This window comes from Streptomyces sp. NPDC060035, from assembly GCF_042736635.1.
In the GTDB taxonomy this organism is placed as follows: domain Bacteria; phylum Actinomycetota; class Actinomycetes; order Streptomycetales; family Streptomycetaceae; genus Streptomyces.
In genome coordinates this window covers 114,932-139,900 of the sequence record NZ_JBHWVO010000008.1, presented here as the reverse complement: position 1 = coordinate 139,900, position 24,969 = coordinate 114,932, and the positions used below count along the sequence as shown (strand labels likewise).

The window sequence follows — 24,969 nt, the reverse complement described above, 5'->3', positions numbered from 1 at the left end:
CCTGTGGTTTCGGGCGGATGCTGGTCAGACGCGGCGATCCCGGCCGAAGGGGTGCCGGGGAGGCGGAAGTTGTCCCCGGCACCCCTTCGGCCCTCCCCCACGCGGCGCGCGGAGCTCCGCCGTTTGACGTTTCATCGGCGGACCGCAGCAGTGTCGTCGGTGCCGGGCCGGTTCGCGGGGGCCCCATGACGTCGGGTGGCGACACCGGCAGTTGTGGCTGGCCACACGGCGATGGCGATGAAGATCAGCTGCTCGGGAATCCTGAACCACAACGGCGTGGCCGGGTCTCCGTTGAGCGGGATGTTCTCGATGGCAGCGTAGACATTGGCCGGGAGCAGCAGCACGAAGAGCACCGCCAGACCGATCCCCGCCCTCGGGCGCGTCGCTGCCCGGACGAGTCCGACAGCACCGAGAAATTCCAGTACCCCGGTCGCGTAGACCATCACGCCGGGGAAACGGGACGAAGGGCGGGACCATGGCGGCCAAGTCGTGATGGCCGGGCATCACGCCGGTGCCTGACGGAGCGAAGTGCGCGGTCGCGGTGGCCACGAGCATGACAGCAAGGCCATGTATGGCGCTGGTTCGCCAGGTCGCGAACCGGCTGACGCCCAGCACGCCGAGGAGACGAAATCCCAGCGTCGGGCCGGCGAGAAGCATGAGGGTTCCGAACACGAGTGTCCTCCGACAGGGACGAGATGCGCAGGCTGGATGAGCCGGGCGGGAACGGCTCGGCGTTCCCGCGGCGTGATTTTGGGTCGTGGTGGTCGTCGTTGACGTGGGCACCGGTTGGACAGCGCCTGTCATGGGCTCGATGCTGCATCGACCGCGCGCCTCGGATCCCCAACTCCCGTCACCACGCCGCTATCCGACACCGCCCTACACTTGCCCGGTGGATTCGGTCACGCTGGACGCACTCGATCTGGGGCTCCTGCACGCTCTCCAACTCGACGGGCGCGCCTCCTTCAGCAGGATCGCCGACGTTCTCGATGTCTCCGACCGCACCGTCGCCCGCCGCTTCGGCAGACTCCGCACCACGGGGATCGCCCGAGTGGCCGGCGTGACCGACAGCGACCGCACAGGCCATGCCGAATGGCTGGTGCGCCTGCGTGTCCTGCCTTCCGGCATCGCCCCGCTCGCCCGCGCGTTGGCTTGTCGCCCCGACACCGCCTGGGTGAGCGTTGCTTCCAGCGGCACCGAGATCGTCTGTGTCTTCCGCGTCGCCGAGGAAGGCCCTGCGCCCCTGGGCGCGTTGGGCCGCCTCCCGCAGGGCACGCAGATCGACGCGCAACGGCTGTTGCGCCCGGTGATGGACCACCGCTGGATCGGCCGGACCTCGGCGCTCACCGAGGAGCAGATCTCCGTACTGAGGCCCACCCCCACCACGGACACCGCTCCGGTCCCCCTCACCGATCTCGACCGCCGGCTGTTACCCGCCCTGGCCGCGGACGGCCGTGCCGCCTACCCGGATCTCGCCCGGCAGGTCGGCTGGTCGGAATCCGCCGTCCGTCGCCGCCTGGATGAACTCCGCCGGTCAGGCGTTCTCCGCTTCGACGTCGAGGTCGACTCGGGGCTGTTCGGCTTCTCCGTGCAATGTGTGCTCTGGCTGACCGTCAGGCCCGCCCGGCTCAGCAGCGCCGCCCGAGCGCTGGCCGGTGATCCCGAAGCGGCCTTCGTCGGCAGCACGACCGGACCCCACAACCTCTTCGCGATCGTCGTCTGCCGAAACGCCTACGCTCTTCACACCTATCTCACCGACCGCATCGGCTCACTCGACGGCGTCGACCGCATGGAAACCGTGCTGATCACCTCCTACACCAAACGAGCCGCCCCGGCGCTTTGAGGAACAGTCCAGTGCCCGGTCCGGGGAACGTCAGCGTTTCCGGGGAACGTCAGCGTTTCCGGGGAACGTCAGCGTTTCCGGGGAACGTCAGCGTTTCCGGGGAACGTCAGCGTTTCCGGGGAACGTCAGTGTTTACTGCCCACCGGCTCGCCCACCGGGTTCCCGGCATCCTCCGCCGGTCCGGCTTCGACTGACGCACCCTCCGCCGCAGCGGGCTTGCGCCGCAGTGTCCGGGGCCCGGACAGGACGTACGTCAGGCCGAAGCCCATGGCCACGACCGCCGCGCCGCCGGCCGCGTCCAGCACCCAGTGATTGCCCGTGGCGACGATGGCGGAGATCGTGAAGAGCGGGTGCAGCAGGCCGAGCGCCTTCATCCACGCCTTCGGCGCGAGCAGCACGATCACCACACCGCACCACAGCGACCAGCCGAAGTGCAGCGACGGCATCGCCGCGTACTGGTTGGTCATCGACGTCAGCGTCCCGTAGTCCGGCTTCGCGAAGTCCTGCACACCGTGGACGGTGTCGATGAAGCCGAGGCCCGGCATCAGCCGCGGCGGGGCCAGCGGGTACAGCCAGAAGCCGACCAGGGCGAGAACCGTGGCGAAGCCGATGGAGCTGCGGGCCCAGCGGTAGTCCGAGGGCCGCCGTACGTACAGCACCCCGAGAATCGTGAGCGGCACGATGAAGTGGAACGTCGAGTAGTAGTAGTCGAAGAAGTCCCGCAGCCAGGTGACCTCCACGACCGCGTGGTTCGCCCAGTGCTCGATGTCGATGTGCAGCCACTGCTCGATGGAGTGGATCTGCCGGCCGTGTTCCTCGGCCGTGGAACGGCCCGCGGTCGCCGCCAGCCGCACCTTCGCGTACGCGGAGTAGACGACCCGGATGAGCAGGAGTTCCAGTAGCAGGTTGGGCCGGCTGAGCACCCGCCGCCAGAACGGCAGCAGCGGCACGCGTCTGAAGCGCGAGGCAACCGGCTCGGCGTAGTCCGTGGGGATCGGCCGCTGCCAGTGCGGCGAGGTGCGCGACAGGAACGGCGCCACGCAGGCCGCTCCGAGCGCCGCGATGAGCAGCACGTTGTCGCGTACGGGAAGGAGCGCGCCGACGTTCGGCAGCAGCATCTTCCCGGGCAGCGTGAGGACGAGCACCACGACCGCCGGCCAGACCAGCCGGTCCGAGGCCCGGGTGCCGACCCGTCCGACAACGGCGAGCAGCACCCAGAGCAGCTGGTGCTGCCAGGCAGTCGGCGAGAGCGCGACGGCCACGCAGCCGGTGACGGCGACGGCGAGGAGCAGCTGTCCGTCGCGGGCGTAGCCCACCGCGCGCCGCAGCCCGAGGAAGGTGACACCGGCGGCCAGAGCGAGGAAGAGCGCGATCTCCAGGGGGCCTTCGAACCCGAGGCGGAGCAGCGCGCCGTGCAGGGACTGGTTGGCCAGGCTGTCCGGGCGCTCGCCGAGTCCGGCGCCCGCGACATGGTGCACCCAGTAGGTCCAGGAGTCGCGTGGCATCGCCGCCGCGGCAAGCGCGGTGCAGGCGGCGAACGCGGCACCGCCGGTCACGGCGGCCTGCCGCCGGCCGGTGAGCCAGAGCAGCGCGGCGAAGAGCAGGACGGCCGGCTGGAGGGCCGCGGCGACGCCGATCAGCACGCCGGGAAGGCGTTCGCCGCGCGCCACGAAGCAGGCGACGAGAACCAGCAGGACGGGCAGGATGCTGGTCTGTCCCAGGTGCAGCGCGTTGCGGACGGGCAGCGACAGCATGAGCAGGGCGATCGCGACGGGCGCCGCGAGGAAGGTGGTGCGCCGGCTCACGGGGGTGGGCAGGGCGCGGGCGGCGACCAGGCCGAGCGCCGCGACGAGCAGTAGGGACCCGAAGGTCCACACGACGCCGAGGGTCTGCTCGGCCGAGGCCGTCAGGGGCTTCAGCACCAGTCCCGCGAAGGGCGTGCCGGTGAACCGGCCGGCGTCGTACACGGATCCCGCCACGTGCAGGACCCCGTTCTCACCGATCCAGGTCTCCAGGTCGGTGAGGCGTTCGCCGGGCGGCTGCCGCAGCACCACCGCCATCTGCCGAACCGCCAGTACTGCCACGAGCAGCCAGAGCACTGTCCGGGCCGCCCCGGTCCTCGTTCCCAGGTCCGCCGTCGCGTTCCCCCGCACACTGCGCTCCGCATTCGCCACGCGCGCCGCCCCTCCCACCGTTTGTGCACCGTCCCCTCGACCCGGGTATGTGCGGATGAAGCCTCGCATTAACCCTATGAGGTAGACACAATCAACCGATCCTAGCCAGTGCGCACAAGTGAGTCCTGGACCCACTCGTGCGTTCCGGGCGCATCCCGAGCGGCTCGCAGGACCTCCTCGTCCTGGGGTGTGAGTCACAACCCCTCCGACTGAGCCTGCTCATCGCCGCAGCCGCACCGCTGACCCTGCGGGCGCGACGGCGGCGGGGTGCACCGCTGCCCTGACGTCAGCCCTGGTGAACGGGGGCGTCCGCCTGCCAGCCCGCGAACAGGGGAACGTCCGCAGTGCCGTCCAGGACGACGATCCCGAACGGACGGTCGAACGCGATGTGCTGCGTCGGCTGCGGGCGGGGCGGGACCGACGTCCGCATCACCACGACCGTGACTGCCGCGGCCTCCACACCCTCCTCGGCGATCTTCACCACGGCTTCCTGGACCACGGCGGAGATGGCGAGGCGCTGCGGCGACATTCCGGAGAAGTCCGCGGCCGCGATGCTGGTCGCGAGCCTCACACCGAGCGCCGACAGCTGCTCGGTGACCTGAACAGTCGTACGCAGGGTGAATCGCGGAACCCCGATGGTCACCTGAACTCCGTCCAGCGGGGCCCGCTGCTCCCGGGGCGCCCACGCCGCGGGAAGGACCTGCGCCGCGCCCGCTCCCGTCTCCCCGAGGACGAACCTGATCCGTGCCGGAGCCGCACCGCCCGGCTCCGTACGGCAGCGCAGCTCCACGACGTGCGCGCCCGCCACCGTCCACGCGTCCCACGCCGGAACCGACGCGTGCATCGTCGCTGCGGGGCGGGTCGTGCCCGCCGCGTCGGTGAAGGGGACCTCACGCGTGCGGTTCACGTCGAACGGGGTCTCCCAGAGCGCTTTCAGCGCCAGCGCGTTGACCAGCGCGAGTGCGACGCCGTCATCGAGCCGCAACGGCAGCCGTTCGATCAGGCCGCCGGTCCTCTCGCACACCCAGGCGTCGATCTCGTCCGTGTCGACCGGCCCGAATCCGATGTCCGGGAGCGTGTCCATGTACTCCTGACGGACGGCCACCCTGCTCCACACCCGGGTCGCCACCCGCAGCGCCTCGGTACGTCCCCATTCCCGCGCCGCCTCCGTCACCACGGCAGCAGCCTCCTCGTCCGCCACCCCGAGCACCGAGCGGAGTTCGTCGGCCGTCGCCCCGCGGGCTCCGGCCGAGACGGCTGTCAGCGCGAGCCACAGTCCGGCCGGCGAACAGACGAAGCCGCCCTCGGAGCCGGGCCCCGCCAGCTCCCGTATCCATTGCTCGCCGAGCCGCTGCACCGCTGCTGCCCAGGTCGCCGGGTCCGAGTTCTGCACCATCACTGCCCCCTGCGCGTATTAATGGTTCGTCATCCGGTCGTACCGAAGCCAGAATGAACCAAATGACGTGGACCGTTACCCCCGAACACTTCGGCACGCCCGACGCCGCGCTCCTGCGCAGGGACTACTACGACGAGGTGGCCAGCCGCTACTGGGGGCGGCCGGCGACCACCGAGGAGATAGACGAGGGGCTCACCGGCGACGGCGTCGAACGCCTCGCGCGGCCGACCGGCGAGTTCCTCGTCGGCCGGTACGGGGGCAAGGCGGCGAGCTGCGCGGGGCTGCTGCTGACCGACGCGGGGACCGCGGAGCTGACCCGGGTGTTCGTACGCCCCGGATTCCGCTCCACCGGGGGCGGCGGACTGCTGCTGGCGGCGATCGAGAGTGCGGCGCGTTCCTTCGGCGTGGGGCGGATCCGGCTGGATACCCGCAACGACCTGGTCGAGGCCCGCGGGCTGTACGCGAAGCACGGCTACCGGGAGATTCCGGCGTTCAACCAAGGGCCGTACGCGGAGCACTGGTTCGCCAAGGAGCTGTGAGCCCGGCCCGCGTGTGCCCGGCCCGCGTGTGCCCGGCCCGCGTACGCCCCGGCCCGCATACGCCCCCGGGCTGCGTACGCCCTCCCGCTCAGGCCCGTGCCCGTCAGGCCGAGTGGTCGCGGGGTGGTTCGGGCATGTGCGGCCGTTCCTTGCTGGACCCGCTCACCTCGGCGGTCAGCTCCGCCACGAGACCTACCAGGTCGGTGGGCCGCTCCGGACCCCACCAGTCCCCCAGCATCTCGGCCAGGGAGTCCTCACGGGCCTCCGACAGCCGGACCACGGCCTCACCGCCCAGGTCGGTCAGCACCATCTGCATGCCCTCGCGCCGGACCAGGCCGCGCTCCTCCACCTGGCGGGCCGCCGCGATGATCACGTGCAGCGGCACGGGGGCGGCCTCGGCGAGCCTGGCGGGTTCGACGGTGCCGTGCCGCTTGATCCGCAGCAACAGCCAACTGGCCGCGGGCAGCAGGTCGTATCCGGCCCTGGCGGTGATCTTCTCGTAGATCTCCCGGCGCCCCTCCCGGGTGGCGAGCACCGACAGGGCGCGGGCGCACTCGTCGTACGAGGAGCGCTGGACCGGGTTCGACGCCAGGGTCTCGCTGGGGTCGGGGGCCGTCACCGAACCGCGCAGAGGGTCCTCCTTGAGGAACCAGGCGAAGACGAAAGCGACCACGACGACGGGGGCCGCGTAGAGGAAGACATCGGTGATCGAGGTCGAGTACGCGCTGAGGACCGAGGGGCGCAGGTCGGCCGGGAGCCGGCTGATGGCCCGTGGATCGGCGGCGAGGGCCTCGGCGCTCACCCCGGGCGGCAGCGAACGCCCGGCGAGCGCGTCGCCCAGTTTGCCGGTGAGCCGGGTGGTGAAGATGGTGCCGAAGACAGCCACGCCGAACGAGGCACCGATGGACCGGAAGAAGGTCGCTCCGGACGTGGCGACACCGAGATCCTCGTAGCTGACGGCGTTCTGCGCGACCAGTACCAGCACCTGCATCACCAGACCGAGCCCGGCGCCGAAGACGAAGAAGCAGAGGCTCATCTGCCAGGTGGAGCTGGTCTCCGAGAGCTGGTGGAGCAGCATCAGGCCGGCTGCGGTGAGGGCCGTGCCGACGACCGGGAAGACCTTCCAGCGGCCCGTCCGGCTGACGATCTGGCCGGAGCCGGTCGAGGTGAGCAGCATGCCGAACACCATCGGCAGCATGTGCACACCGGACAGGGTCGGCGTGATGCCGTGCACCACCTGGAGGAAGGTCGGCAGATAGGTCATCGCACCGAACATCGCGAAGCCGATGATGAAGCTGATGACGGCGACGAGGCTGAAGGTCCTGATCCGGAACAGGTTCAGCGGCAGTACGGGTTCGGCCGCCCGGCGCTGGGCGGCGATGAACGCCACGATGAGCACCACGGCGAGGACCGCGAGGGCGATGATCTGGACGGAGTCCCAGGCCCAGGTGGTGCCTCCCAGCGAGGCGACGATGACCAGGCAGGTGGCGACGGAGGCGATGAGGAAGGTGCCCAGGTAGTCGATGGTGTGCTTGGTGCGGCGGACCGGAATGTGCAGCACCGCAGCGATGACGAGCAGTGCGACGACGCCGATGGGCAGGTTGATGTAGAAGACCCACCGCCAGCTGAGGTGCTCGGTGAAGAAGCCGCCCAGCAGCGGCCCCAGGACACTGGTCATGCCGAAGACCGCACCGAACAGCCCCTGGTACTTGCCACGTTCGCGCGGGGCGACGATGTCTCCGACGATGGCCATGGACAGCACCATCAGCCCGCCGCCGCCGAGCCCCTGGAGCGCGCGGAAGCCGATCAGCTGCGGCATGTTCTGGGCCATGCCGCAGAGGGCCGAGCCGATGAGGAAGATGACGATGGCCGTCTGGAAGAGCTTCTTGCGGCCGTACTGGTCGCCGAGCTTGCCCCAGAGCGGGGTCGCCGCCGTCGCCGCCAGCAGGTAGGCGGTGACCACCCAGGAAAGGTGGTCCAGGCCGCCCAGTTCGCTGACGATCGTCGGCAGTGCGGTGGAGACGATGGTCTGATCGAGTGCGGCGAGCAGCATGCCGAGGAGCAGTGCGCCGATGGCCACCAGGACACTCCGCCGGGACCTGCCCTCGCCCGGCGCAAGGGGCTGCGGGCTCAGCTGCTGGGCCATGAACGTCTCCTCGGGTCCGCTTCACCCCCATCCTGGCTGCTGTGCCCCGTTATGGCCTGCCGAGCAGCGGTGCGGGCGTTGGGCTTCCCGGCGGTGGCCTGCATAATCGCAGGCAGTTCAAAGGGGAGGGGAACCCACGATGACCGGACATATATGCCCGGAGTGCGGCGGCGAGCAGAGTGCGAGACCGGGACCCGGGGCCGGTGCGGAACCCGGGAGCACAAGGCCGTGTGCCTGCGGCGCCCGTACGGCCCAACTGCCCGGTGAGGAGTTCCGGGCTGCCCGCTCGGCGGAGATGGCCGCAGCCGAGGACTTCGACCCGCTGCGGATCCGGCCGTACGTGACGTTGTCGAGCAACGACGCGTCGGAGCACGGCACACCCGCCGCGGCCACGACGATGCCGCTCTTCATGGGCGGTGCGGTGGGAGGTGCGGCAGGCCCTGCGGCGGGAGGTGCGGCAAGCGGCACGGCGGGAGGCGCCGCGGGCCCGTTGCCCGACGCCGAACCGGCGGACGAGACCCACCGGCGTACCGCCGCGACCTACGCGGGCAGCGGCCCCGAACCCGTTCAACCGCGCCGTCGGCGGCCGTTCGCCGTCCTGGCCGTGGGGGCGGCCGTGGTCGCAGTGGTGGGGACGGCCGCCTTCGCAGGCGGCCTGTTCGACAGGGACGACAGCCGGGAGGAGGCCCTGCCCGAGGTCACGACGAGCGTCCCGGACGCGAGCGACGGACCGGCGGAGTCCGTGTCGGAGTCCCCGTCCGCGTCCCCCTCACCGACACCCTCCCGGTCCGCCTCCGCGTCACCGTCCCCCTCCACCTCCGCATCGAAGAGCCCGTCGGCATCCCCGTCCGCCACCGCCCCTGCGACGCCGTCACCCTCGGCGTCCGCCACGCAGTCCCCGAAAGCGTCATCGGCGCCGCCCGTCCAGATCGCCGGACCCACACTGCGGCCCGGCGACGAGGGCCCGGAGGTCGCCGAGCTCCAGCGCCGGCTGCAGGAGATCTGGGTCTACCGGGAGCCGGACGACGGGGACTACTCGGACCGCGTGGAACGGGCTGTGCGCGAATTCCAGAGCTGGGTGTCCGTCCAGAACGATCCACCGGGCGTGTACGGGCCGGAGACCCGTCGCGCGCTGGAGGCGCAGACGACCGGCAGGGGGCGGCGGTCCTGACGCCCGGACACACGGGAAGGGCGGCCTGCCTGCGGGATTGGCGTTCCGGCGACGGTTTTTGTATCGTGATGGAACAAAGTAGCCTCCGCCCGTTTCCCCTGACCGGCGGGCGGGGCTGCTTGTTCTCTTGACCTGCCACGTGCCGGTCGCACCTCCCCCCGCGCTCTGGAGCCTGCCGATGTCGGCCACCGTCCTCGAAGCCCGCGCCCTCCTGCTGGACATGGACGGCACCCTCGTGAACTCCGACGCGGTGGTGGAGCGCTGCTGGCGCCGCTGGGCACTGAAGCAGGGCCTCGACCCCGAGGCGGCGCTCAAGGTGGTCCACGGACGCCAGGGGTACGCCACGATGGCCGCCCTGCTGCCGGACCGCCCCATGGAGCAGAACTACGCGGAGAACCAGGTCATGCTCGCCGAGGAGACCGCCGACGTGGAGGGCGTGGTGCCCATCGGGGGCGCCGCCGCCTTCATGGCGTCCCTCGCCGGCCTCCCGCACGCGCTCGTGACCTCGGCCGACGAGGCGCTCGCCCAGGCCAGGCTGACGGCCGCGGCCCTGCCGGTGCCGGAGATCCGCGTCACCGCCGAGCTGGTCGGCGCCAGCAAGCCGGACCCCGAGGGCTTCCTCAAGGGCGCGGCGGAACTGGGCTTCGATCCGGCGGACTGCATCGTCTTCGAGGACTCCGAGGCGGGCATCACGGCCGGGCGGGCGGCCGGCATGCGGATCGTGGGCATCGGTCCGCGCGCGGCGGCGCTCTCCCCCGACGCCCACGTCGAGGACCTGACGCAGCTCCGGGTGGAAGCGGTCGGCGACGGTTCGATCCGTCTGCACATCGACGCCCGGTAACCCGCCCCTGCCCGCCCCAGCTCCCGCGCGCCCCGTCCCGCCGCACCCCTCATCCGCGGTGCAGCCGCCCCCGCGCCACCAGCTCCAGCACCAGCGCGACGGCAACCGCCTGCACCGCCATCAGCGCCACCAGGACGAACAACTGCACGGCGCCCGCCTCCACGGGTGAGGCGCCGCCCAGCAGCATGCCCACAAAGGCCCCGGGCAGCGTGACGAGCCCCACGGTCCGGGTCTGGTCCAGCCCCGGCAGAAGCGCGTCCGACGCCGCCGGGCGGGCGATCTCCAGCCGGGCGTCCCGGTCGAGCAGGCCGAGCGCCATCCCGGCCTCGACCTCCCCCCAGCGGGTCCCGAGCTCGTCCAGCGCGCGCCGCCCGCCGAGCACGGTGGCGGTGAGCGCACCCCCGATGAGGATGCCCGCGACCGGGATCAGCGCGATGCCCCGCACCGGGACGAGGCCGGTGAGCAGCAGCGCACCCACCACGGGGACGACTCCGGCACCGATCGGCAGCGCGGCCCACCACCAGGTGCGGTTGGTGGTGATCCGACGCCCGGCCGTCCATACCGCCACCGCGAACATCAGCGCCAGGAAACCGGGAAGCGGCCCCGGCGAACGCACCACCCAGCCGATGAGCAGGGAAACGAGGGCGAGTTGCACCGCGGCCCGCAGCCCGGCGACGACGATCTCGCGCGCCCGCCCGAGCGAGGCCCCCGCGGCAACAGTGGCGGCGAACGCCAGGAGTACGGCGAGAGCGACGCCGAGCGTGGGAGTGACCGGAAGCAACACCCGGCCACCCTAAGTGGTTTGAGTGTTTCGACTGCCCACACCACCGCGAACCACCCCGAACCGGATCACGCACGGGCCGACCGGGCTGCCGTGCCGTCAGGTCCCGTACTCGAACAGACTTCGGGCCGGACGTCAGACCGAGCCGCCCTACCCCTTGATGTGACGTGCGCATGTCGCCACTCTGTTACCTGGCGACCATCCTGCAGAAACCCGGCGCCGCCACGATGGCCTGGCCCACAGGTCGCCCGCCCAAGTTCCCCCCACATCAAGGGAGTTCTTATGTCCGGTATCTACGCGCGTCGCATAGCCGTCGTCGCCGCCTCCGCCGCACTCGCCGCCACCACCGGGCTCCTCTCCGCACCGGCCGCCCAGGCCGCGATGCCCACCCCGGTCAGCGCGTCGACCGCCCGCACGTACCTCGGCCAGCTCACCGTCTCCGCGGAGGGCTCCTCGACCGGCTACAGCCGCGACAAGTTCCCGCACTGGATCACCCAGTCGGGCGCCTGCAACACGCGCGAAGTCGTCCTGAAGCGTGACGGCACCAATGTCGTCCAGGACTCCGCCTGTGCCGCGACCAGCGGCAGTTGGTACTCGCAGTACGACGGCGCCACCTGGACCGCCGCCGCCGACCTGGACATCGACCACATGGTCCCGCTGGCCGAGGCATGGCGTTCCGGCGCGAGCAGCTGGACCACGGCCCAGCGCCAGTCCTTCGCCAACGACCTGACCCGCCCCCAGCTCATCGCGGTCACGGACAACGTCAACCAGTCCAAGAGCGACCAGGACCCGGGCGAGTGGCTGCCGTCGCGCACCGCGTACCGCTGCACCTACGCGCGCGCCTGGGTGCACGTGAAGCACTACTACGGCATGAGCGTCGACTCGGCCGAGAAGAGCGCACTGCAGTCCGTACTGAACGGCTGCTGACAGCCAACTGAACGGCTGCTGACACCGAGCGGCCGCAGAGCCGCTCCGGCCGGCTGCCGCAAGGCCCGGGCAGCCGAGCGGAACCAACCCGCCCTCCTCCGTCGTTCCGTACCGTACGGAGCCATCGGTCACGGCGACGCGAGGAGGGCACACATGGCCGGGCTACGCCTGGGACCACTGCTGCGGTACGTCGACTGGGAATCCGGTTCCCGGGCGACGGTCTGGGTCGAGGCAAGCCGGCCGTGCACGGCCGAGGTCCGCTGCGCCGACGGCGCATCGGGTTCCACCCCGACCTTCGCGGTGGAGGGCCATCACTACGCGCTGGTGGTGGTCACGGGCCTGACCCCCGGCTCGACGACGGCCTACGAGGTGCTCCTCGACGGCCGCCGCGTCTGGCCGCCCGAGGACTCCCGGTTCCCCGCGAGCACCATCACGGCACCCGCCGTTCCACAGCCCGAGGAGGCCGGACCCGTCCGGATCGCCTTCGGTTCCTGCCGCTGGGCGGCCCCGCCGGCGAAGGAGCACGACCCTTCCCCGAACTCTCGGCTGCGCTCGAGCAGGGGAGACCCCATCGGCCCGGACGCCCTCGACACCCTGGCCGCCGAGCTCGCCGCCGACCCCGAAGCCGTACGACCCGACGTGCTCCTCCTGCTCGGCGATCAGGTGTACGCGGACGAGACGTCCAAGGCCACCCGGCGCCGGCTCGCCGCACGCCGCGATCTGAACGAAGCGCCGGGTGCGGAGGTCGCGGACTACGAGGAGTACACCCACCTCTACGACGAGTCCTGGCGCGACCCGGAGGTGCGGTGGCTGCTGTCCACGGTCCCCAGCTGCATGATCTTCGACGACCACGACGTCATCGACGACTGGAACACCAGCGCCGCCTGGCTCGCGGACATGCGGCGCACGCCGTGGTGGCACGAACGGATCGTCAGCGGCCTGATGTCGTACTGGGTGTACCAGCACCTCGGCAACCTCTCCCCCGACGCCCTTGCGGCCGACCCGCTGTACGCGGCGGTACGCGCCGCCCCCGACGCCACCGAAACGCTGCGGGACCACGCCGCCCGGGCCGACGCCGACCCCACGCACACCCGATGGAGCTACCGGCGTGTTTTCGGCCGAGTACGGCTGCTGATGGTGGACACCCGGGCGGCCCGTGTTCTCGGCGAACAACAGCGGTCGATGCTCGACGCCGGAGAGGCCCGCTGGTTGCGTGACGAGGCCCTCGCCGAGGCGGATGCGTACGACCATCTACTGATCGGCACCTCGCTGCCGTGGCTGCTGCCGCCGCTCATCCACGACGCGGAGAGCTGGAACGCCGCGCTGTGCCGGGGCGAGCGCGGCGGCCCGGACGGGCGCTGGGCACGCTTCGGGGAGACCGTACGCCGCGCCTCTGACCTGGAACATTGGGCGGCTTTCCCCGAGTCCTTCAACGAGTTGACGGAGCTGCTGCGGGAGGTGGCCACCGGCCCCGACGCTCCTGCGACGGTATGCGTACTCTCGGGCGATGTGCACCATGCGTACATCGCCGAACCCCACTGGAAGGATTCCGCACCGGACGCCACTCCCGGCGCACGCATCCTGCAGTTGACCTGCTCTCCCGTGCACAACTCGATCCCCGCCACGATAAGAGCCGGCTTCCGTTTCGGCTGGAGCACGCCCGGCCGGTGGCTGGGGCGCGCGCTGGCGCTCCACGGGCGGGCGGGAGACCCGCCGATGCGGTGGCGCAGGACGGGCGGACCGTGGTTCGGCAACCAGCTGATGGCCCTCACCCTGCATGGCCGGAAAGCTGCGCTGACATTGGTTCAGGCCAGAGAAAAGCCCGCAGGCGCGCAGTTGGTGACGGTCCTGGAGCGCACGTTGACGTCGAACCCATGACCATTTTCCGGCCAGCCGACAATATGTTGAACTTGCAAGTAATATTGAGGTGTACCTAACCTGAGGGGCCCCGATCGGTTCACGTCCCCAGACCGAAGGAGCACCCCCCATGTCCGCACGTCTGAACAGGGCACAGCCCTACGCACTCGGCCTCTTCCGCGCCGTCGTCGGTTTCCTCTTCGCCTGCCACGGCGCCGCCTCGCTCTTCGGCATCCTCGGCGGCGACGGCACCGTGCCCGCCGGCACCTGGCCGGGCTGGTACGCAGCCGTGATCCAGCTCGTCGGCGGCACGCTGGTCGCGCTCGGCCTCGGTACCCGTATAGCCGCCCTCATCGCCTCCGGATCCATGGCGTACGCGTACTTCAAGGTTCACCAGCCTGAATCGCTGTTCCCCCTGCAGAACGGCGGCGAAGCGTCGGCCGTCTTCTGCTGGGTCTTCCTGCTGCTGGTCTTCACGGGCCCCGGCGCCGTGGCCGTGGACCGGCTGTTCTCCACCCGCACCGGCACCACTCGCGAGGGCGAACGCCCCCGCGAGAACTCACCGGTCGTCCCGGTCTGACCGACCGGCCCCGGCCCGGCGCACGTACGCCCCGGCCCCCCTGCCGTCGCGGGGGCGGGGGCGTACGTGACCTGCACAACATCACCCGCCCACGGCGAACTCCGGGCAAACCGCAGGCGTACTCTGAACCGCTGACCCTGCCGCCCCTGCCGCTCCCCTGCGACGTCGCGGCGTTGACAAGGTGACACGGAACGGGGAGTAGAAAGTGCTCGAGAGTGTGGGTGCGCTGACCGGCAGCCCATGGATCTACGCAGTGGTCGCCCTCTCGGTACTTCTGGACGTCTTCCTGCCCGTCCTGCCCAGCGGTGTGCTGGTGATCACGGCGGCGACGGCTGCCGCGGCGGGCTCGACAACGGTCGCCGCCACGACGGTCGCTGCCACAGCGGACGAGGCCACGCGGCAGGTGCCTTCGCTGCTGGTGCTGACCCTGAGCGCGGCCACGGCCTCGGTGCTCGGCGACCTCGTCGCGTACCGTCTCGCCTGGCGCGGCGGCGAACGCCTGGACCGGGCCATCGCCCGCTCCCGCCGCCTCACCACCGCACAGGAGCGCCTCGGCACGGCGCTGAGCCGCGGCGGTGGCGCCCTCGTCGTCGTCGCCCGCTTCGCCCCGGCCGGCCGCTCGGTCGTGTCCCTTGCCGCGGGCGCCGCCCACCGCAAGGTGAGGGACTTCCTGCCCTGGTCGGCGCTGGCCGGGGTGGCCTGGGCGGGCTACAGCGTGAGCCTCGGCTACTTCGGTGGTCAGTGGCTGGGCGCGAGCTGGCTGGGCACGGCCGTCTCGGTCCTGGCCCTGTTCCTGGCGGGCGCCCTGGCCGCACTCGTCGTCCGGCGGCCGGCGCACAGCCGGCGAGCACCGGTCACCGGAGCCCCGGCCGGCGGCTGACAGCCCCGGCGGCCGGTCAGGTCGTCCTCCGGCCGGCGGTCGGTTCACCCGCCCCGGCCGGTCAGGCCGTCCCGGGCATCACACCCGGGCCGCGCCGCCCCGGATCTCCAGGCCGTCGAGCAGTCGGTGGGTCGCCTCCGCGATCTCGGCGACGGCGCGATCGAAGACCTCCTGGTTGTGCGCGGCGGGCGCACGGAAGCCGGACACCTTGCGTACGTACTGCAGGGCGGCGGCGGTCATCTCCTCCTCGGTGGCCTCTTCGGGGATGGCGGGGGGACGAAGCGTCTTGATGCTGCGGCACATGACTCCAGTGTGGACCGCGGCACCGACAGCGGCACCGACGAGGATCCGAGCCCTACCGGTCATCGAGCCGCTCGACGGCCGGGATCACATAACTTCCGTCGAGAACGGCCTGATCAGGGGTGCGCAGCCGCATCACGGGCCGGAAGTCACCGGCGGGCGCGGGCAGCCAGTTCGCCGCCCTGCCGGGGTCCGTCGGCCGCTGCCGGGACAGGTACAGCGTCAGTGAGCCGTCGGCGGCGTACACGACGCCGGGGGTGCGGTCACCGATCGCGTACCGGTCCTCCGGATTCTCGACCAGGTGGTGGCCCGGGACGTCGTACATGGTCACGGACCAGAACGCCTCGACCGGAGGCGGCCGGCCGAGGCGCAGCGCGTAGCTGTGTGCCCCGCTGAGCTGCCGCCCCCGGGAGTCGCTGCGGGTCTGCGCGCACACCGCTTCGTATCCATGTGGTCCCCAGAGCGCCTGCCGCGCCGCCACCGCCCTGACCAGGTACGAGGTCTCACGGTCCGGGATCTTCCACTCCGGCGAGTCGATCGTGCCGACACCGAAGTGGTCGAGGTTGTGGTCGAAGAGGTGCGGATCCGTCTCCCACGCACCAGGCGTCCTGTCCGCGCCCTCCGGGGGACGGCAGGCCTCCGCCACCCGTGCCCTGCCCAGCGCGAGCCCCTGTGTCAGCGCACGCAGGAGACCGGGGCTCGCCGAGACGTACGGCGAGAGGCCCTCCTCCAGGAGCCCCAAGGGCTGGAACCGGTCCTGGTAGGAACGGTCGGCGGCAGCGGGCGGGAAGTCGGCCATCCACACCCGGAGCTGTTCGAAGAACCGAAGGGCCTCGGGTACGTCGGAGTCGGGCGCGGGCAGACCGGTGCGGTGGGCATGAGCGCCCAGGTGCGTGAGTGTGAGCTCCTGCTGGAGCGCCCGGACGCGGGGCATGTCGTCCGGACCGTCGCACGCGATGCGGCCGACGAGGGAGACGACGGAGGTGGGCGCGTCGATCACCCCCGTCACCCCGTCGGGCACGGTGCCGGACCAGCCGGGCGGCACGACCAGCCAGTCGCCCTCGCGCGTGCCGGTTGCCCGATGGCCGACATAGGCGAACGTGCCGCTCCACGCGTCCGCGAACTGCAGCGAGTAGTACGCACCGCCGGTGTCCGGCACATGAAGTCCGACCGGGCCGCCGGACAGGTCGAGTTGCGCGATCGCGTCGACGGTGTCGACCGCGGCGGCCGCGACACCGTCTGCGGGAGCGGCGGGCCGGACGGCATGGGCGAAGTCGTTGAAGGGCGCCGGTGCCAGACCCCCGAAGCCTTCCTGCAGGCACGCCTCGACCGCCGACAGCGCAAGGACCAGCGGGGAGCCGTAGACGTACGCCTCGGCAGCAAGGGCGGCAGTCCCGTCCCGCTCCCGGCCGTGCCCGCCGCCACTCACGTCAGACAGCCGCCTTCGAACGGTCCGTGCACAGGGCCCAGATCACGAACACGTCGATGGCGATCGAGACGATCGCCCACACCGGCTGGTACGGCAGCCACATGAAGTTGGCGATCAGGCTCAGCGCGGCCAGCCCGACGCCCACGCCGCGGGCCCAGAGCGCCCCCTTGAGGATCCCGAAGCCGACGAGTACGAGGACGATCCCGAGGACCAGGTGGATCCAGCCCCAGGCCGTCACATTGAACTTGAACGTGTAGTCGTTGATGCGGGCGTACACCTCGTCGGAGGCGATGCCCGCGATTCCCTTGATCACGGCCAGCACTCCGTCGACGAGCAGCAGAACGCCGGCGAACATCGCACCTCCGGCCGCCCACGCACTGCCGGATCCGGAGCGCGGGGAGGCGCCCGGCGTGGGTGCTGACTGAGTCATGGGAACTCCTTCGTCCGACGGGCGCCCCGCCGGCCGCAGGGCAGATCCGACGCTGCGCGACGCCGCCGCCCGCGACTACCCGGACGCATCCGTTCGGGTGAGGGGCCCTGCCCTCGGGCGATCGGCGCTCAGGGGCCGCCGACGCTCACGACCTGCCCCTGGGCATCGACGGTGAGAGCGACCCTCTCGACCTTGTTCGTCAGCGCCAGAGCGGCCCATACGGCGCCCCACACGAAGCACGAGAAGACGGTCAGAAAGGCATGCAGCACATGGTTGACCGGCTGCCCGCGTACGAGGACGGCCTGGGTCCCCGACCGGGACTCCACATGCCATCCGCTCGCGATCCGCTGACTCACCACCCAGTCGAGGATCAGCCCCCGCTGTATGACGTCGGGCGCCGCCCCGCCCGCCCCGTAATACCCGGGAGGAGGTTCCAGGGACGACTCGCCCCGGCGCGCTCGACGAGGCTTCATGGGGGCTCACCTCCAGGTATCGAGGTCTCCGCCTCGCCACTCGATCAGCTCCGGTTGATCCAGGTCGATCTCCTCCACCCCCACGGCAAACCCGGCCTGCCGAAGAAACGAGGCCACGTCCCCACGCCCGTGCGCCAGCCCGACGATCTGCCCCCGCACGGTCACCCGCCGCCCACCGGTCGGCGAGGGCGGATACACGATCACAGGTGGATGTCCGGACATGCCTCCACGGTCCCCCGCCCCCCGCCCGCCCGCATCCCGGGAGGCGCTTCGAAGCCCGCGGCCGGGGCCCGCCCGAACGCTCCGCCGCCTCGGACGACGTGCCCGTCCGGGCGTTCCGCGTTCCGCGTGAGGGCACCGGCGCGAGGGCGGAAGAACCGATGCGCCCGGTGCCCGGCCGAGCCGGCCCCGGCGCCCATGCCACTTCCTCGCACACGCCCTGACTTCACCGCCGACGAGCGCAGCCGGATCGTGGGCCGGCTCGACCTCCATCCGTGGGGAAGGTGTCTGCTCACGCAGCCCACCGCAACCCGATGTGCCTGAGGAACTGCGGTCAACGCCCTGCACCAGATGGCTGGTGGGGCGTTCCGACCGGTGGGCGGGGACGGCTTCGAACTGCCGACATCTGCTGTGCAGGCCTGGCGCCGATCAGAACCCTGCACCAGCCGGCACACCCGTGCGTGCTCCGCCACCCGCTCCGCGCCGAAGGCTTCGCCCACCGATGCCGGCACGATTCAGCGCCGGAGAAACCGGAGTTGGGCCCTGATTTGGGCCCAGGGACCCATCTGACACTCGCTCTGGTGATCTATTCTCGGCCGCTGGGGGGTGGACGAGTATGTCCTTTTACGTTGATGTCGCCGGAGTGGGCGGAGCCGCGCGACGCGTCATGCCGCAACAACTGGTGGTCGCACGCTGGCTTGTGTACGTCCTGTTCGGGGCGACGATCGTGGGCGGCCTCGGCCTGCTGCTCTCCGCCGCCCAAGTGGACGCGCTGGGCGGCCTGGTGCTCGGCACCCTGCTGTACGCGGCGGCGCCCGGCATCACCGGATGGCTGCTCGCACGCCGGGTGTGGACGGGTGGCAACGGGATCCGCTGGGGGCTGATCGCCGTACAGGCGTGGCTGATTTCCGGCGGCCTGGCCAACCTGCGGGAGGGCTCGCTCCAGGGCCTCACCCAACTCCTGCTGCCCGTCGTGATCCTGGTCTTCCTGTGCATGAAGGACACACGGGAGTGGTTCCGTTCGGCGCCCTCCGAACGGCAGGAACGGCCGCCGTTCTCCCTCCCCCACATGATCACCTGGCGTCGGGACCGCGGCCAGTCGGCGGTGGAGTACACCGGCCTGGTCGTGGTGGTCGTCGCCATCGTCTCAGCGCTGGTGCTGAGCGGCATCGGCGGACAGATCTCCGGCGGGCTGAAGGAGGCCGTCTGCTCCCTGACCGGCGAGTCCTGCCCGGCCGGCAACGGCGACGGTGAGACGACCCAGGCGGGCGAGGAGACGGACGACGGCGCGAACGGTTCCACCGGTGAGGGCGCCGACGAAGGCGCGACCGGCGGCAACACCGGCGGCCCGGGCGACACGGACCCCGACGGGCAGGCCGGCGAGGACACCCAGGACGTCCCCGGTGACGGCCCGCCCGGCTCCGAGGACGACGAGGGCGGCGATCCGACCGACCCGTACGAGCCGATCGGCGACAGCGGGGCGACGCAGGTCGGCGGCGGGGGCGGCGACAAGAAGAAGGAGTGCTCCGGCTTCTGGGGCTGCACGCTCGACCAGCTCGGCCAGGTCGGCGAGGGCATCTTCGTCGACGGCGTGTGGGGCGACGTCACCGACGCCTGGGACACGATCATTCACCCGATCGACAGCATCACGGGCTTCGTCGACTACGGCAAGGTGCTCGGCGACACCTGGAGCGAGGGCACCAAGGACGCCGGCGACAAGTGGGACAAGGGCGATTACTGGGACGCGCTCACCGACTGGGGCGGGAGCGGTGTCGACGTCGTCGTGAAGCCGCTGGACGACATGTTCATCGGCGAGGAGGTACGTGACAGCTGGAACCGGGGCGAGGAGACCCAGGCGGTCAGCAACGTCGTCTGGAACGTCGGATCGCTGTTCATCCCCGGCTACGGCGAGGCCAAGGCGGCCGCCAAGCTCGGCAAGCTCGGCCGCCTCGGCAAGATCGCCGGGGCCATCACCGAGGCCGTCGACAAGGCCAAGGACGCGACGGGCCGCGCCCGCAAGGCCGCGGCCGCGGGTGACACCAAGGGCGCCCGGAACGCGGCGGACGACGCCCAGGAAGTCGCCGACGACGCGAAGAAGAAGGTCGAGGAAGCGGGCGAATGCAGGCTCGCCGCCCTCGGCGGCGCGCGCCTCGTCCCGTACGGCGGAGGCATCCCGCGCCCCCTCGGCGGGTCCGGCAGTGGCACCGTCGTCCTCGCGGCCGCTCCCGCAGCGGTTCCGGTGGGCTTCACCGCGGAGGACGGCCCCACCCCGTGCACGGGCGCCGAGGCGGACAACGCAGCCGAGGCGCAGAAGCAGGCGGACGAGGCGGACAGGACGGCCGACGCGGCAGAACTCGGCGATGTGGCCGACCGGGTCAAGCAGTCGATCATCGATGCGCGCGACAAACAGAAGACGCCCAAGGAGGACCGCCTCACCCTCAACGAGAAGGGCATCGACAAGCTGGTCGCGAAGGCCAAGGACAATCCCGACCGCAGCAAGGGCGAGTACAGCAAGGAGGAGCTGGCCTCCGCGCTGAAGGACCTCGACGACATGCTCAAGAACAAGTCCATCGACACCCAGACCCGGGGATCGCTGGCGTCCGAGGTCCTCAAGGCCGGCGACCGGCACAAGCTGGCCGAGTCGATGGCCGAGGTACGCGCCGCCCAGCGCGCGGTCTCCGAGGCCGCCGACGGCACCAAGGTCTACGGCGCGGTCGGTGCCAAGAAGGGCCGCCAGTCCGTCGACATGGGTGACGGCACCACGGTCGACGTCGGCGATGTCGACGACGTCGACGTCCTCTACAAGGGGAAGGACGGCAACATCCACGCCGTCGAGGTGAAGAACACCGCCAACGCCGCCACCAAGTACACCGTCCCGGCCCAGGCGAAGCGGCTCGCCGACTGGGCCAAGCAGGACGGCGCCACCCCGCCGCGGGTCGCCCGCTACGAGATCGAGCAGAAGAAGGACTGGCACAAGATCTTCGACGGCTACCAGACGGACAAGAAGAACAACGTCACCCCTGAGGGGACTCCCGCCCGGACCTTCGCCGAGAACGGCCTCAACGTCCGTATCGCCGGACAGGACTTCACGCCGCAACAGGTCAAGGCCATGGACGACGCGTGGAACGCCAAGAGCGACGCCGACAAGAAGGCGGCGGTGGACTCCGGCAAGATGAACGACCCCAAGAGCGCGATGGAATACCTGGGAGTCACGTGACCGCCGCCGACGGAACGCCGCTGCTGCCGGTGGTGCTGCAGAGCTACCCGTACCCGTGGAACAACGCCTTCATCTGGACCTCGGAGAAGGAGGACCAGGAGACCCTCGCCTACGCGCGGGCCGTGCTGGAAGCCTGCCTGCCGCCCGAGCCGCTCGCCGAGCCCGAGCCGCCGGAGGAAGCGGTCGTCCACGACTCCTCCGACGACGGGTACCCCGAGTGGACCGAGATCCGTGCCGTCCTGCGCGAGCGCATGCCCTACGCCCGGTACGTAACGGCCGAGCGCATGGCCGACGCCGAGGCCGAGTGCGCCCGTCGGGGGCTCGCCACGACCGGCTTCCAGGAGGTCTGGACCCGCCGCATCACCGCCTGGATCGCGGAGCAGACCCTGTACTGGTGCGGCCTCATGGTCGACGACGAGGCCGCCCTCACGCCCTGGCTCATGGACCTCGCCGAGCTCTACGCCCGGCGCGGCATGGCCGCCGCGAAAGCCGTGGGCGCGCTCAGCTGCACCAAGTCCGTTCCCGAGAGCCACGCCGCCCTCGCCCGGCTCGCCACGTACGACGGCCTGCCGGACGAGATCCGTGAGTCGGTCGCGTACGAGCTTCGCTGACGCCCCGTGCCCACCCCGCTCCGGGCGGCCCGTCCCGCCGTACCGGAGCGTGACCTCCGCGCGGCCCGTCTCCGCCGACCCGACGGGTGCGGAACGACGGCGCCTCCGGTCGGCGAAACGGGTCATGACCTGCCGCCGGTTCTCCCGGCCGACGAGGTCGGCCGGGGTTCACCGCGCGGGGATGTGGACCCCATGGGGCATCGATCAGGAAAACGGCCCCCCGATCCATGTGGACCGGAGGGCCGGAACAGGCTCTCACCTGCTGTTTGCCGCTGGGGGCGCGGATGGTTACGCGAAGTCCGAAGCTGCGCATCGGGCCGACTGCTCCTCCCGGACATCTTCCCTGCGCTGCCCGGCGATCAGCTCATCACGAACTCTCGGTGAAGCGGACGGACCAGGCGTAGCCGCTCAGGCTGTCGTGCGGGACCCGCCGGACTTCTGTGACCTCGCAACCGTCGTGGGCATACTTGCGGGCGAACCGGTCGAGGCGCTGAGCGTCGGTGAGATCCTCCATCGACAGCGGTGCTCCGACGACGAGGTCTTCGTGAAGGACCGAGTGCTGCGCGGCACTGTCCGAGCAGGCCGAGCAATGATGCGTTTTGGGTAGGGCCATGCGATCAGTGTCCTCCTAACCTGGATGCCCGACATACGCAGCGCACCTGGCCGCGCCGCGGAGCGCCTCAGGAAAGGGCGCATGTCCCCCCGGTGAGATCGTGGCCAACGGCATCCTGCGGCTCACGCGGGTGGGCGCCACAGCGGGCGGGGCGTGCTGATGCTGCATAGCGTGGGAGGGCCAGGGCTGCCGAGGCCGAAGTGCGCACGGGACGGAAGCATGTGAGGCCCGAGCTGGACTACAGGTCGTTGTTCGCAGCGACGCCGAGCCCCAATCTGGTGCTGGCGCCGGATCTTGTGATCGTCGATGTCAACGAGGCGTATCTGCGGGCGACCGGCCGTACCCGGGAGGACTTGGTCGGCCAAGGCGTCTTCGACGCGTACCCGGCCGACCCGGGTACGGACGGGATGCGGAATCTGGAGGCCTCGTTGGGGCGGGTTCTGGCCGCGGGGAAAGCCGACGCGATGGCGGTGCAGAGGTACAGCATCCCCGTGGTCGCACGGCCGGGGGTTTTCGAGGAGCGCTGGTGGTCGACGGTGAACACTCCCGTTCTCGGCCGGGACGGGCAGGTGATGTGGATCATCCACCGGGTGGAGGACGTGACCGCGTTCGTGCAGGCCCGCCGTTTCCGGAACCACGAGGCAGGTGAGCAGCTGACCGAACGGGCGGAGGGGATCGAGCGGGCGGAGGGGATGGAGGCCGAGCTGTATGTCCGGGCCCGTGAGCTGCAACGGGTGAATGAGGAGCTGCGGGCGGCGCACGCGCGGGAGCGGGAGATCGCGGTCACGCTGCAGGAAGCGATGCTGCGCGCCCCGGATCTTGCCCGCCACGAAGATGTGACGGTGCGGTACCTGCCTGCGATCGGTTCTCTGAACGTGTGCGGCGACTGGTACGACGCCGTTGACCTGACCGAGGGACGGTTCACCGTTGCCGTCGGTGACGTCGTCGGGCACGGCCTGGAGGCCGCCACCGTGATGGGGATGCTTCGCAGCGCACTGTCCGCGGCAAGCCGGGCGGTGGCCGGGCCTGCCCAGGCCCTGGAAGTGCTGGGGATGTATGCCCGCTCGGTGGAGGGCGCACTGGCGACCACTGCGGTCACGGTGCTCGTCGACTCCCGGTCGAAACTGCTGGTCTACTCCAGCGCCGGGCACCCTCCGCCGGTGCTGCTGCATACCGACGGCACGTGCGAGCTGCTGGACAAGGCCACCGATCCGCCTCTGGGCGCACGGCCCGAACATGTGCCGCGCCCGCAGGCCGGCACCCCCTATCGCCATGGCGACACCCTGGTCCTGTACACCGACGGGCTGATCGAGCGTCGTGGGGAGGACATCGACATCAGCCTGGATCGGCTCGGGAAAGCACTGAGCGGGTTGACCGACCTCGGTCACAGGCAGTTGGCGGACGCCTTGCTCGCGAAGCTCGGTGTCGCCGGGGGCGGCCGTGACGACATCGCCCTGGTCGTCGTCCGCCTCTGAGCTGAGCGAAGCGGCTACCTCATCGGGAATACGCGAGGGCCGATCCCGTCGGGGACAACCGCGTACTGGGGGCAGGGGGTGGTGATGCAGTACTTGGGTTCGGGCAGGCAGATGTGGCCCTCGGGCACGGTGACGGCCGCGCAGGGGTTGGCCGACGGTTCGGGCACCGCGTGGGCGGGGCCGGCGGTGAAGAGCAGCGGGACTGCGATCAGTGGCAGGGCGGCTGCGAGCCGGGCGATGCGGGGTGGCATGCGCAAGGTGGTCATGAAACCCAGCCAAGCAGGACGTGCCGCGCCCGCCCCGGCGGCCACGCGGCAGGTCACTCGCCGGAGGGAAAGGGACTGTCGCGCCGACAGGCCGAGCTACCGCCACCGCCGGCGGCCTGGTGGCGCTGACCCGGTGTTCGAGCAGGCCGAGGGGGCGGTGAATCCGTCCTCCTGCGCGGAGTCCGTAGCGGCTCGGTACCGGTCGCCCGTCCGGAGGGGCCCGGCGGGTTCTTGCCGGACACCGTCAGCCCCTCATCGCGGTGGGTCCTCTCCCACCAGCCCGTCGATGGACTCGCGGATGAGATCGGCGTGCCCGACATGGCGCGCATATTCCTCGATGAGGTCGACGAGCAGGCGCCGCAGACTGGGTGACCCTCCGCGTGGGTGGACGAACGCCCCGATCCGTCCCGGCCCCCCGTCGGCCAGTGCCTGGCGCACGTGGGCGCGGGAGCGGGCCACCGAGTCCCTCCAGAGCGCCAGGAGCTGCTCGGGGGTGTCCTCGGCGGCGGTGCGCCACTCCCAGTCGGGATCGGCGTCCCAGTCGATGGCATCCCACGGGGCCGCGGGACGGTGCCCGAGCAGCTTCTGCGAGAGGACGTCGTCCTCCACGAGCGCCACGTGCTTGAGCAGCCCGCCCAGGGTCATCGAGGAGACGCCGACGGTCACCCGCAGCCCGGCCGCGTCCAGCCCTGCGCACTTCCATTCCAAGGTCCTGCGCTGGCGTTCCAGGGAACCCAGCAGGGTGTCGGTCTCGTCGCCCGCGAGCGGCGGCTCCTGCGGAACCGCCTCGCTGTTCTCAGTCAT

At 71.1% G+C, this 24,969-nt stretch carries 24 protein-coding genes; 11 read left to right on the top strand and 13 right to left on the bottom strand.

What is annotated here, in order from left to right:
* Positions 1-131: 131 nt before the first annotated feature.
* The gene (locus ACFWBQ_RS15320; RefSeq protein WP_385488080.1) at positions 132-443 is read right to left on the bottom strand and encodes a hypothetical protein; all 312 of its coding nucleotides are present in this window, start codon (positions 441-443) and stop codon (positions 132-134) included.
* Positions 444-889: 446 nt separating this feature from the next.
* Here ACFWBQ_RS15320 and ACFWBQ_RS15315 point away from each other — a divergent pair, with 446 nt between their 5' ends.
* Positions 890-1,840 (top strand): Lrp/AsnC family transcriptional regulator, encoded by a 951-nt coding sequence (locus ACFWBQ_RS15315; protein ID WP_385488077.1) that lies wholly within the window; start codon positions 890-892, stop codon positions 1,838-1,840.
* A gap of 125 nt (positions 1,841-1,965) precedes the next feature.
* Here the strand turns inward: ACFWBQ_RS15315 and ACFWBQ_RS15310 are convergent, their stop codons facing one another.
* Positions 1,966-4,014, bottom strand: coding sequence for a bifunctional glycosyltransferase 87/phosphatase PAP2 family protein (locus tag ACFWBQ_RS15310; RefSeq protein WP_385488074.1), 2,049 nt, complete (start codon positions 4,012-4,014; stop codon positions 1,966-1,968).
* A gap of 286 nt (positions 4,015-4,300) precedes the next feature.
* Positions 4,301-5,410 (bottom strand): serpin family protein, encoded by a 1,110-nt coding sequence (locus tag ACFWBQ_RS15305; protein WP_385488070.1) that lies wholly within the window; start codon positions 5,408-5,410, stop codon positions 4,301-4,303.
* Positions 5,411-5,472: 62 nt separating this feature from the next.
* Here ACFWBQ_RS15305 and ACFWBQ_RS15300 point away from each other — a divergent pair, with 62 nt between their 5' ends.
* Positions 5,473-5,949, top strand: a complete 477-nt coding sequence (locus ACFWBQ_RS15300; RefSeq protein WP_385488066.1) for a GNAT family N-acetyltransferase — start codon at positions 5,473-5,475, stop codon at positions 5,947-5,949.
* Between the two features lie 103 nt (positions 5,950-6,052).
* Here ACFWBQ_RS15300 and ACFWBQ_RS15295 read toward each other — a convergent pair whose 3' ends face one another.
* Positions 6,053-8,095, bottom strand: coding sequence for a DHA2 family efflux MFS transporter permease subunit (locus ACFWBQ_RS15295; RefSeq protein WP_385488063.1), 2,043 nt, complete (start codon positions 8,093-8,095; stop codon positions 6,053-6,055).
* A gap of 139 nt (positions 8,096-8,234) precedes the next feature.
* Here ACFWBQ_RS15295 and ACFWBQ_RS15290 point away from each other — a divergent pair, with 139 nt between their 5' ends.
* Both ACFWBQ_RS15290 and ACFWBQ_RS15285 read left to right on the top strand, forming a co-directional pair.
* Entirely contained in the window at positions 8,235-9,266 is a 1,032-nt protein-coding gene (locus ACFWBQ_RS15290; RefSeq protein WP_385488060.1) for a peptidoglycan-binding protein, read from the top strand.
* Between the two features lie 178 nt (positions 9,267-9,444).
* Positions 9,445-10,107, top strand: a complete 663-nt coding sequence (locus ACFWBQ_RS15285) for an HAD-IA family hydrolase (protein ID WP_385488057.1) — start codon at positions 9,445-9,447, stop codon at positions 10,105-10,107.
* Positions 10,108-10,156: 49 nt separating this feature from the next.
* On the opposite strand, the gene ACFWBQ_RS15280 is transcribed toward ACFWBQ_RS15285, so the two are convergent.
* Positions 10,157-10,891, bottom strand: coding sequence for an ABC transporter permease (locus tag ACFWBQ_RS15280; protein WP_385488053.1), 735 nt, complete (start codon positions 10,889-10,891; stop codon positions 10,157-10,159).
* A gap of 279 nt (positions 10,892-11,170) precedes the next feature.
* Here ACFWBQ_RS15280 and ACFWBQ_RS15275 point away from each other — a divergent pair, with 279 nt between their 5' ends.
* From ACFWBQ_RS15275 to ACFWBQ_RS15260, 4 genes are all read left to right on the top strand, one after another.
* On the top strand, positions 11,171-11,815 hold the full coding sequence (locus ACFWBQ_RS15275) for an HNH endonuclease family protein (RefSeq protein ID WP_385488050.1): 645 nt from the start codon (positions 11,171-11,173) through the stop codon (positions 11,813-11,815).
* A gap of 153 nt (positions 11,816-11,968) precedes the next feature.
* Positions 11,969-13,693, top strand: a complete 1,725-nt coding sequence (locus tag ACFWBQ_RS15270; RefSeq protein WP_385488047.1) for an alkaline phosphatase D family protein — start codon at positions 11,969-11,971, stop codon at positions 13,691-13,693.
* A 109-nt stretch (positions 13,694-13,802) separates the two neighbouring features.
* The gene (locus ACFWBQ_RS15265) at positions 13,803-14,252 is read left to right on the top strand and encodes a DoxX family protein (RefSeq protein ID WP_385488044.1); all 450 of its coding nucleotides are present in this window, start codon (positions 13,803-13,805) and stop codon (positions 14,250-14,252) included.
* Positions 14,253-14,457: 205 nt separating this feature from the next.
* Complete coding sequence (locus ACFWBQ_RS15260; protein ID WP_385488042.1) at positions 14,458-15,132, top strand: DedA family protein; 675 nt, start codon at positions 14,458-14,460, stop codon at positions 15,130-15,132.
* A gap of 78 nt (positions 15,133-15,210) precedes the next feature.
* On the opposite strand, the gene ACFWBQ_RS15255 is transcribed toward ACFWBQ_RS15260, so the two are convergent.
* From ACFWBQ_RS15255 to ACFWBQ_RS15235, 5 genes are all read right to left on the bottom strand, one after another.
* Positions 15,211-15,435: a DUF2277 domain-containing protein gene (locus ACFWBQ_RS15255; protein ID WP_385488040.1), complete on the bottom strand. Its 225-nt coding sequence runs from the start codon at positions 15,433-15,435 to the stop codon at positions 15,211-15,213.
* A 52-nt stretch (positions 15,436-15,487) separates the two neighbouring features.
* Positions 15,488-16,861, bottom strand: coding sequence for a DUF1254 domain-containing protein (locus ACFWBQ_RS15250; protein ID WP_385488038.1), 1,374 nt, complete (start codon positions 16,859-16,861; stop codon positions 15,488-15,490).
* Position 16,862: 1 nt separating this feature from the next.
* Positions 16,863-17,291 carry a hypothetical protein gene (locus ACFWBQ_RS15245; protein WP_385488035.1) on the bottom strand — a complete coding sequence of 143 codons (429 nt, stop codon included), beginning with the start codon at positions 17,289-17,291 and terminating at the stop codon, positions 16,863-16,865.
* Positions 17,292-17,419: 128 nt separating this feature from the next.
* Positions 17,420-17,764, bottom strand: a complete 345-nt coding sequence (locus tag ACFWBQ_RS15240; protein WP_385488033.1) for a hypothetical protein — start codon at positions 17,762-17,764, stop codon at positions 17,420-17,422.
* 6 nt (positions 17,765-17,770) lie between these two features.
* Entirely contained in the window at positions 17,771-17,986 is a 216-nt protein-coding gene (locus ACFWBQ_RS15235) for a hypothetical protein (RefSeq protein ID WP_385488030.1), read from the bottom strand.
* Between the two features lie 613 nt (positions 17,987-18,599).
* Between ACFWBQ_RS15235 and ACFWBQ_RS15230 the strand changes: the two genes are divergently transcribed.
* Both ACFWBQ_RS15230 and ACFWBQ_RS15225 read left to right on the top strand, forming a co-directional pair.
* Positions 18,600-21,200 carry a hypothetical protein gene (locus ACFWBQ_RS15230; protein WP_385488028.1) on the top strand — a complete coding sequence of 867 codons (2,601 nt, stop codon included), beginning with the start codon at positions 18,600-18,602 and terminating at the stop codon, positions 21,198-21,200.
* Positions 21,197-21,811: a hypothetical protein gene (locus tag ACFWBQ_RS15225; RefSeq protein WP_385488025.1), complete on the top strand. Its 615-nt coding sequence runs from the start codon at positions 21,197-21,199 to the stop codon at positions 21,809-21,811. Before ACFWBQ_RS15230 ends, ACFWBQ_RS15225 begins: the two co-directional genes overlap by 4 nt.
* A 367-nt stretch (positions 21,812-22,178) precedes the next feature.
* Here the strand turns inward: ACFWBQ_RS15225 and ACFWBQ_RS15220 are convergent, their stop codons facing one another.
* The gene (locus tag ACFWBQ_RS15220; protein ID WP_385488022.1) at positions 22,179-22,424 is read right to left on the bottom strand and encodes a hypothetical protein; all 246 of its coding nucleotides are present in this window, start codon (positions 22,422-22,424) and stop codon (positions 22,179-22,181) included.
* A gap of 221 nt (positions 22,425-22,645) precedes the next feature.
* Here ACFWBQ_RS15220 and ACFWBQ_RS15215 point away from each other — a divergent pair, with 221 nt between their 5' ends.
* Complete coding sequence (locus ACFWBQ_RS15215) at positions 22,646-23,899, top strand: PP2C family protein-serine/threonine phosphatase (RefSeq protein WP_385488019.1); 1,254 nt, start codon at positions 22,646-22,648, stop codon at positions 23,897-23,899.
* Positions 23,900-23,913: 14 nt separating this feature from the next.
* Here ACFWBQ_RS15215 and ACFWBQ_RS15210 read toward each other — a convergent pair whose 3' ends face one another.
* Together ACFWBQ_RS15210 and ACFWBQ_RS15205 are read right to left on the bottom strand one after the other, a co-directional pair.
* Complete coding sequence (locus ACFWBQ_RS15210) at positions 23,914-24,165, bottom strand: hypothetical protein (protein ID WP_385488016.1); 252 nt, start codon at positions 24,163-24,165, stop codon at positions 23,914-23,916.
* A gap of 252 nt (positions 24,166-24,417) precedes the next feature.
* Entirely contained in the window at positions 24,418-24,969 is a 552-nt protein-coding gene (locus ACFWBQ_RS15205) for a DinB family protein (RefSeq protein WP_385488013.1), read from the bottom strand.